Origin of the sequence: Streptomyces sp. NTH33 (assembly GCF_003236365.1) — a bacterium.
Classification (GTDB): Bacteria; Actinomycetota; Actinomycetes; order Streptomycetales; family Streptomycetaceae; genus Streptomyces.
Map to the genome: position 1 here is coordinate 1 of NZ_POTZ01000329.1, position 7,899 is coordinate 7,899.

Genomic DNA, 7,899 nt, shown 5'->3' on the forward strand with positions numbered 1-7,899 from the left:
AGCGAGCACGTCGGCGAGCAGGGCCAGGAGCTCCGGCTCGTCGTTGAGTACTCGCCGCGACATCAGCCGTCTGCCCTCGGCGTCCAGCACCACGCAGTGGTGGTGGCTCTTGCCGATGTCCGTCCCCTGGGAGCACGAGCCGAACCGCGGCTTCCTGCGTGCCCTGCACGCCCTCGCGCGCGCCGCGCAGGCGATCGGCGAGCAGGAGGAGTACGAGCGCTGCGCGCAGTTCCTGAAGGACTCCTCCGAGACGGCGGCGCAGACGCTGGGCTGAGCGACGCACGACGGATCGTGAGGTCCGCCGGAGCGCAAGGCCCGCCCGAACGACCGGGCGGGCCTTGCGCTCCGTGCCCGTGGTGCGCAGGATGCCGGTGGGGACCGGGGCCCCCGTGCCGGCATCGGCAGGGGCGGACCGCTACCCGGAGTACACAGCAGGAGACAGCGATGTCCCAACAGGCTCACCCGACCCCTCAGCACACCGAGGCCGCTGAGGCCAATGAGCCCGAGACCCCGCATCTCGACTTCGAGGGCACGACGCCGTACGAGGACTACGTCCGGGCGGACGTGCTCACCCACCTCCAGCAGACCCTCTCGGACGACCCCGGAGAGATGGTCTTCCTGGTCACCACCCAGGTGATGGAGCTGTGGTTCACCGTCATCGTGCACGAGTGGGAGACCGCCGCCCGCGCCCTGCGCGCGGACGACGTACCGACGGCGATCGCCGCGCTGAAGCGGTCGGTGCGGGAGCTTCAGGCGCTGAACGCCTCCTGGAAGCCGCTCGCCGCACTCACGCCGGCCCAGTTCAACAGCTACCGCGGCGCCCTCGGCGAAGGCTCCGGCTTCCAGTCGGCGATGTACCGCCGCATGGAGTTCCTGCTCGGCGACAAGTCCGCGTCCATGCTCGTCCCGCACCGCGGCGCCCCCCGCGCCCACGCGGAACTGGAGAAGGCGCTGCACGAGCCGAGCCTGTACGACGAGGTGCTGCGGCTGCTCGCCCGGCGCGGCCACGCCGTCCCGGACGCCGTCCTGGACCGCGACGTGTCGCTGCGCTACGAGCCGTCGGAGGAGGTCGAGGCCGTCTGGGCGGCGCTCTACTCCGGCGACCCGGACGACGAACTCGCCCGCCTGGGAGAGGCGTTGACGGACGTCGCCGAACTGGTGTGGCGCTGGCGCAACGACCACCTCGTCGCCACCCGCCGCGCGATGGGCGCCAAGGCCGGCACGGGCGGTTCCGCCGGGGTGGCCTGGCTGGAGAAGCGAGCCCGCAAGAACGTCTTCCCCGAGCTGTGGACGGCGAGGTCCCATGTCTGAACTGACCGCCAGAGCAGAGAAGTCGGACGCGGCGGACGAACTGGCGGGGCTCCGCGGCCGGTTCGTCCTCGACGAGGGCGTCTACCTGGACGGAAACTCACTGGGCGCGCTTCCGGCGCACGTCCCGGACCGGGTCGCCGACGTCGTCCGCCGCCAGTGGGGCGAGCTGCGCATCCGCTCCTGGACGGAGAGCGGCTGGTGGACCGCGCCCGAGCGGATCGGTGACCGGATCGCCCCGCTGGTCGGGGCGGCACCGGGCCAGATCGTGGTGGGCGACTCGACCAGCGTCAACGTCTTCAAGGCGCTGGTGGCGGCCGTGCGGATGGCCCGGGAGCAGGGCGACGGCGGCGGTGACCGGGACGAGATCCTCGTCGACGCGACGACCTTCCCCACGGACGGGTACCTCGCGCACTCCGCCGCCCGGATGACGGGCTGCACCCTGCGCCCGGTGACACCGGCCGAGGTGCCCGGGGCCCTGTCCTCCCGCACCGCCGCGGTCCTGCTCAACCACGTCGACTACCGCACCGGCCGCCTGTACGACCTGCCCTCCCTCACCGCGGCCGTGCACGCGGCGGGCGCGTACGCCGTCTGGGACCTGTGCCACAGCGCGGGCGCCCTGCCGGTGGGGCTGGACGAGCACGGCGTCGGCCTGGCGGTCGGCTGCACCTACAAGTACCTGAACGGCGGCCCGGGTTCACCGGCGTTCCTGTACATCCGCCGCGACCTCCAGGACCGCTTCGACTCCCCGCTGCCCGGCTGGAACTCGCACGCCGACCCCTTCGGCATGCGGTCCGGCTACGAACCGGCGGCGAGCGCGGTCCGCGGCCGCGTCGGCACCCCGGACATCCTCTCCCTGCTCGCCCTGGAGGCGGCGCTGGAGGTCTGGGACGGGGTGACGGTCGAGGCCGTGCGCGCCAAGTCCCTCGCGCTGACGGACTTCTTCCTGGAGTGCGTCGCCGCGTACGTCCCCGCCGGACGCGTGGAGTGTCTGACCCCGGCGGCCCACGAGGAGCGGGGCAGTCAGGTGGCCCTGCGCTGCCCGGACGCCGGGGACGTGATGAGGCGGCTGATCGAGCGCGGCGTGGTCGGCGACTTCCGCCACCCCGACGTGCTGCGCTTCGGCTTCACCCCGCTGTACGTCGGCTTCGCGGACGTGGAGCGGGCGGCGCGGGCGCTGGCGGAGGAGCTGCTCGGCTGACCCACCGCCCGCAGGGCCGGTCCCGATGAACGGTTCCGCCGCACGGTCCCACGCCGTGCGGCGGAACCGTCCGGCGGAACCGGGCGTGACCTTCCCGCCTCCGCGCACGTCACCGCCCTGGTACCGTCCCGGCCAGCGGCCGAACGGTTTCTCCCTGGTCCGCACATCTGTTCAGTCGCTGAGAGGTGGGAGCATGCCGGACGCCGCCGCATCATGCGATGCCGCAGAACCGGAGAACACCGCCGGCCGCGACGCGGCCGCGCGTGCCGCCGCGGAGGAGGAGTCGGCCTTCTCGCACGCGCCCGTCGACCCCGACGCCACGGCCGCCTACGGCGACCACCCCGACCAGGTCGTCGACTTCTACGCCCCGCGCGGCGCTCCGGACTCCCCGGCGCCCTCCTCTCCCGCACCCCTCGTGGTGGTGCTGCACGGCGGCGCCTGGCGGTCCCCGTACGACCGCCGCCACATCACCCCCTTCGCGGACTTCCTCGCCCGCCGCGGCTTCGCCGTGGCCAACGTCGAGTACCGGCGCGGCGGCACCGCCCCGGCGGCCGGGGGCGAGGCCCCGGTCGCGGGCCGCTGGCCGGACACGTTCGACGACGTGGCCGCCGCCCTCGACGCCCTGCCCGCGCTCGTACGGCAGGCGCTCCCGCAGGCCGACATCCGCCGCACGGTGATCACCGGTCACTCGGCGGGCGGCCACCTGGCCCTGTGGGCGGCGGCCCGGCACGTCCTCCCGGCGGACGCACCCTGGCGCACGGACGGCCCCGCCCCGCTGCGCGGCGTGGTCGCCCTCGCCCCGATCGCCGACTTCGCGGTCGCCGAGAAGCTGGACGTGTGCGGCGGAGCGGCCCGCCAACTGCTGGGCGGCGAGGAGGGTTTCATGGAGCGCCGGCCCTACGCCGACCCGGCCCTCCTCCTGCCCACCGGCATCGCGACCACCCTCGTCCAGGGCCGCGGTGACCTGGTCGTACCGCAGGCGGTCGCGGAGTCCTACACGGAAGCGGCGGCGAAGGCGGGTGAACTGGTCGGCCTGACCCTCCTGGAGGAGGTCGGCCACTTCCCCCTGATCGACCCGGCGGCGGACGCCTGCGCGGTGGTGGCGGAGGAGATCGCCCAGCTGGCGTGGTGAGCCCCGGGGGGACACGGTCAGGCCGGTAGTACCTGAGACGGACCGGGGAAGACCCTTCTCACTGGGGACGACCGCGCCCCCGCCTCCCCCTACCGTTCTCACCGTGACCGAGACGACCCAGACGCAGCGGACGGCGCCGGACGGCGCGTTCGGCGCGCACAAGCCGCGCAGCCCCGAGTACACGCTGGCCGCGAACGCCCTGCGGCAGGATCTGTTCCAGGGCGCCTTCGCCTACCGTCCGATGCGCCGCATGAGCGTCGACGGCCCGCTGACCCGGCGGCTGCCCGGACGCCTGCGGGAGTGCGCGGCCTGGGCCCCGCACGCCGTGGTGGTGGGAGCCGGCCTGCTGGCCATGCTCCTCGCGTGGGTGAGCGCCCACGGCGGCCCGGCACCGGTATACGGCCTGCTGGCCCTGGTGCCGGTCCTGCTCACCCTGGTCCGCCCGGTCGGAGCCTTCTGGCTCTCCCTGGGGGCGACCGCGGCCTCGTGGGTGGTGTTCGGCAACCTCGGCGGCTGGCCGTGGTCGCCCGGCAGCTTCGTCGCGCACCTGACGGTCCTCACCGTGGTGGCGATACGCACCCGGCCGCGTACGGCGGCGTGGACCTGGATGGTCACCGCGTGCTACGCCTTGGCCGCCGAGACCGTGTACGGCCACCACTCCGGCGACAACTCGGGACCCATGCTGGTCCTCTCCGCGCTCGTGCTCCTCGTCGTCACCCTCTGGCACATACGCCGGGACGCCGCACAGGAGGTGACCGCCCAGCAGACGGTGACCGCGCACGAGCGGTCCCGCCGCACCCTGCTGGAGGAGCGCACCACGATCGCCCGTGAGCTGCACGACGTCGTGGCCCACCACATGTCCGTCGTCGCCATCCAGGCCGAGGCCGCCCCCTACCGGGTGCAGAACCCGCCGCCGGAGCTGGAGAAGGCCTTCGCCACGATCCGCGAGAACGCGGTGGCGGCCCTCACCGAACTGCGCCGCGTCCTCGGGGTCGTCCGCGCCGAGGACTACGAAGCCCCCCAGGCCCCGCAGCCCACGCTCGCCGACCTCGACACGCTGCTGGCGAACGTGCGGGAGGCCGGCCTGACCGTGGAGAAGACGGTGATGGGCGCGGTGCGCGAACTCCCGCAGGGCGTGGAACTGTCGGCGTACCGGATCGTCCAGGAGGCCCTGAGCAACACCCTGCGGCACGCGCCCGGCGCGAGCGCCCGGGTGGAGATCGGCTACGTCCTCGGCGGGCTCGCCCTGCGCGTGGTCAACGGCCCGCCGCCCGCTACCTCGTTGACGAAGCCCTCGCCCGGATCCGGGCACGGCATCACCGGCATGCGGGAGCGGGTGTCGATGCTGGACGGCGAGATGACGGCGGGCCCGGTCGACGACGGGGGCTACGAGGTGGCGGTGTTCCTGCCGGTCGCCACGGTGACGGAGCGCACGGACGACGACGGAGCCGGGGCATGACGGCCACGGCCGGCACGATCCGCGTCCTGATCGCGGACGACCAGATGATGGTGCGCGAGGGTTTCTCGGTCCTGCTGAACGCGATGCCCGGCATCGAGGTCGTCGGCGAGGCCGTCAACGGACGCGAGGCGGTGGAGCGGGTACGCGAACTGGCCCCGGACGTGGTCCTGATGGACATCCGGATGCCGGAGCTGAACGGCATCGAGGCGACCCGGGAGATCGTCGCCGCGGACGGCACGGCGAAGGTGCTGGTCCTCACCACGTTCGACCTGGACGAGTACGTGTACCAGGCGCTGCGGGCGGGGGCCTCCGGCTTCCTGCTCAAGGACGCCTCGGCGCGGCAGCTCGCCGACGGGGTACGGGTGGTCGCGGCCGGCGAGGCGCTGCTCGCGCCCTCGGTCACCCGGCGGCTGATCACGGAGTTCTCGAAGATGACCGAGCCCTCGCGGGCGGCGGCCGCGGGGCAGGCGGCGTACGGGGACCTGACCGAGCGGGAGACGGAGGTCCTGGTGCTGATCGCGCAGGGGCTGTCGAACGCGGAGATCGCCGAGCGGCTGGTGGTCGCCGAGTCGACCATCAAGACCCATGTGAGCAGGATCCTGGTCAAGCTGGGCCTGCGGGACCGCACCCAGGCGGCCGTGTTCGCCTACGAGGCGAGACTGGTCACGCCGGGCTGAGCGGCCCCGCCGGGCCGTGTGAGGTGAGACGGCACCCCTGGTCAGACCGGGGGTGGCCGGGCTAACGTCCGGGCATGTCCGCACTTTCCGACCTCGCCTTCGACCCGTGGGACCCGGCGTTCGTCGCCGACCCGTACCCGGCGTACGCCGAGCTGCGCGCCCGGGGCCGCGTGCTCTACTACGAGCCCAGCGACCAGTGGCTGGTCCCGCGCCACGCGGACGTCTCGGCGCTGCTGCGGGACCGCAGGCTGGGCCGGACCTACCAGCACCGGTTCACGCACGAGGAGTTCGGCCGTACGGCGCCCCCGCCGGAGCACGAGCCGTTCCACGTCCTCAACGACCACGGGATGCTCGACCTGGAGCCGCCGGACCACACCCGGATCCGGCGCCTGGTGTCGAAGGCGTTCACGCCGCGCACGGTGGAGCGGCTGAAGCCGTACGTGCACCGGCTGGCGAACGAGCTGGTCTCCGCCCTGGTGGAGGCGGGCGGCGGCGACCTGCTCACGGACGTCGCGGAACCGCTGCCGGTCGCCGTGATCGCCGAGATGCTGGGCATCCCCGAGGCGGACCGGGCCCCGCTGCGGCCCTGGTCGGCGGACATCTGCGGGATGTACGAGCTGAACCCGTCCGAGGAGGCGGCGGAGAAGGCGGTGCGGGCGTCGGTCGAGTTCTCCGACTACCTGCGCGAGCTGATCGCCGAGCGCCGCAAGGAGCCGGGCGAGGACCTGATCTCCGGGCTGATCGCGGCGCACGACGAGGACGACCGGCTGACGGAGCAGGAGATGATCTCCACGGCCGTCCTGCTCCTCAACGCCGGTCACGAGGCCACCGTGAACGCCACGGTCAACGGCTGGTGGGCGCTGTTCCGCAACCCGGACCAGCTCGCGGCCCTGCGCGCGGACCACTCCCTGGTCCCGTCCGCGATTGAGGAGCTGATGCGCTACGACACCCCGCTGCAGCTCTTCGAACGCTGGGTCCTGGACGAGATCGAGATCGACGGCACGACGATCCCCAGGGGCGCGGAGATCGCCATGCTCTTCGGCTCGGCCAACCACGACCCGGCCGTCTTCACCGACCCCGCCCGCCTGGACCTGACCCGCCGGGACAACCCGCACATCTCCTTCAGCGCGGGCATCCACTACTGCATCGGCGCCCCCCTGGCCCGTATCGAACTGGCGGCCTCCATGACGGCCCTGCTGGAGCGGGCCCCCACGCTCGCCCTGGCGGCGGAGCCGCGGCGGAAGCCGAACTTCGTGATCCGGGGGCTGGAGGGGGTGAGCGTGGTGGTGCGCTGACGCCCGCGCCCGGCTCACCCGTTCGGCTGATAACGGATCATTTCCGATCATCGGCCACCCGCTGCTCGGCATACTGGCCGTGACCCGAGAGGGGGTGCACCATGACGGTTATGGCAGAGCGCACGACACACGCGTCCCAGATGTCCGTGGAGGAGTTCGAGAGGATCGCCGAATTCGCGGCCAGGGAGACCGACGACGCCGTCAGGTTCGAGTTCATCGACGGGCGGATCGGGGTCAAGAACGTGCCTGACGGCGACCACAACACCATCGTGATGTGGCTGATGCGGCGTTGTATGCAGTCGCGGCCCGACCTGGACCTGTACCAGGGGCAAGGGCTGAGGGTGGAGAAGTACCGCAAGGGGCGGGCGCGTCCGGACGGAGTGCTGGTGCCCGCCGCGCACTTCGCGGGGCAGGGTGAGTGGGCGCCGACCGAGGGAGTGCTCCTGGTCCTGGAGGTCACGTCGTACGACTCGGACACCGATCAGCGTGACCGCAAGGAGAAGCCCTTGGCCTACGGCGACGCGGGCATCCCGTTCTACCTGTTGGTCGACCGCGACGACGCCTCCGTCACGCTCTACAGCGACCCCGCCCCGGGCGAGGGGTACCGCAGTGCCAGCAAGAAGTCGTTCGGGGTCAAGCTCTCGCTGCCGGAGCCCCTCGGCATCGAACTCGACACCGAGGAGCTCAAGCAGTACGCCGACTGAGCCGCCCGAGCCGCACCTCTTGTTGCTCGCTCAGCCGCCGACGTCCCGTCTGCGCAGCCCCGCCAGCCCCCCGGCCACCAGGAGCGCCGCGAGTGCGAGCAGGACACCGACCGGCCCCCACTC

General features: G+C 72.9%; 8 protein-coding genes and 1 pseudogene. 8 read left to right on the forward strand and 1 reads right to left on the reverse strand.

Annotated features, from left to right (window positions below):
* The coding region (locus C1I97_RS26045) for an IS110 family transposase (RefSeq protein WP_146608293.1) at positions 1-117 on the reverse strand (117 nt) is incomplete at its 3' end.
* A gap of 4 nt (positions 118-121) precedes the next feature.
* Here C1I97_RS26045 and C1I97_RS26050 point away from each other — a divergent pair.
* The 8 genes and pseudogenes from C1I97_RS26050 to C1I97_RS26085 form a co-directional block, all read left to right on the forward strand.
* A pseudogene (locus C1I97_RS26050) lies at positions 122-274 on the forward strand (DUF3151 family protein); the annotation flags it as partial.
* Positions 275-444: 170 nt separating this feature from the next.
* Positions 445-1,311 (forward strand): tryptophan 2,3-dioxygenase family protein, encoded by an 867-nt coding sequence (locus C1I97_RS26055; RefSeq protein WP_111005605.1) that lies wholly within the window; start codon positions 445-447, stop codon positions 1,309-1,311.
* The gene (gene kynU / locus C1I97_RS26060) at positions 1,304-2,509 is read left to right on the forward strand and encodes a kynureninase (protein WP_111005606.1); all 1,206 of its coding nucleotides are present in this window, start codon (positions 1,304-1,306) and stop codon (positions 2,507-2,509) included. The genes C1I97_RS26055 and kynU overlap by 8 nt, the downstream gene beginning before the upstream one ends.
* A gap of 193 nt (positions 2,510-2,702) precedes the next feature.
* Positions 2,703-3,641, forward strand: a complete 939-nt coding sequence (locus C1I97_RS26065; protein ID WP_111005607.1) for an alpha/beta hydrolase — start codon at positions 2,703-2,705, stop codon at positions 3,639-3,641.
* Between the two features lie 103 nt (positions 3,642-3,744).
* The gene (locus C1I97_RS26070; RefSeq protein ID WP_111005608.1) at positions 3,745-5,100 is read left to right on the forward strand and encodes a sensor histidine kinase; all 1,356 of its coding nucleotides are present in this window, start codon (positions 3,745-3,747) and stop codon (positions 5,098-5,100) included.
* Entirely contained in the window at positions 5,097-5,777 is a 681-nt protein-coding gene (locus C1I97_RS26075; protein ID WP_111005609.1) for a response regulator, read from the forward strand. The genes C1I97_RS26070 and C1I97_RS26075 overlap by 4 nt, the downstream gene beginning before the upstream one ends.
* A 74-nt stretch (positions 5,778-5,851) precedes the next feature.
* Positions 5,852-7,072: a cytochrome P450 gene (locus C1I97_RS26080; protein WP_111005610.1), complete on the forward strand. Its 1,221-nt coding sequence runs from the start codon at positions 5,852-5,854 to the stop codon at positions 7,070-7,072.
* 101 nt (positions 7,073-7,173) lie between these two features.
* Positions 7,174-7,776 (forward strand): Uma2 family endonuclease, encoded by a 603-nt coding sequence (locus C1I97_RS26085; RefSeq protein ID WP_111005611.1) that lies wholly within the window; start codon positions 7,174-7,176, stop codon positions 7,774-7,776.
* Positions 7,777-7,899: the final 123 nt, after the last annotated feature.

What these genes read in the sequence shown, in the direction of transcription:
- C1I97_RS26055 (WP_111005605.1), top strand. Translation starts at nt 445, where the DNA reads ATGTCCCAACAGGCTCACCCGACCCCTCAGCACACCGAGGCCGCTGAG.
- kynU (WP_111005606.1), top strand. Translation starts at nt 1,304, where the DNA reads ATGTCTGAACTGACCGCCAGAGCAGAGAAGTCGGACGCGGCGGACGAA.
- C1I97_RS26065 (WP_111005607.1), top strand. Translation starts at nt 2,703, where the DNA reads ATGCCGGACGCCGCCGCATCATGCGATGCCGCAGAACCGGAGAACACC.
- C1I97_RS26075 (WP_111005609.1), top strand. Translation starts at nt 5,097, where the DNA reads ATGACGGCCACGGCCGGCACGATCCGCGTCCTGATCGCGGACGACCAG.
- C1I97_RS26080 (WP_111005610.1), top strand. Translation starts at nt 5,852, where the DNA reads ATGTCCGCACTTTCCGACCTCGCCTTCGACCCGTGGGACCCGGCGTTC.
- C1I97_RS26085 (WP_111005611.1), top strand. Translation starts at nt 7,174, where the DNA reads ATGACGGTTATGGCAGAGCGCACGACACACGCGTCCCAGATGTCCGTG.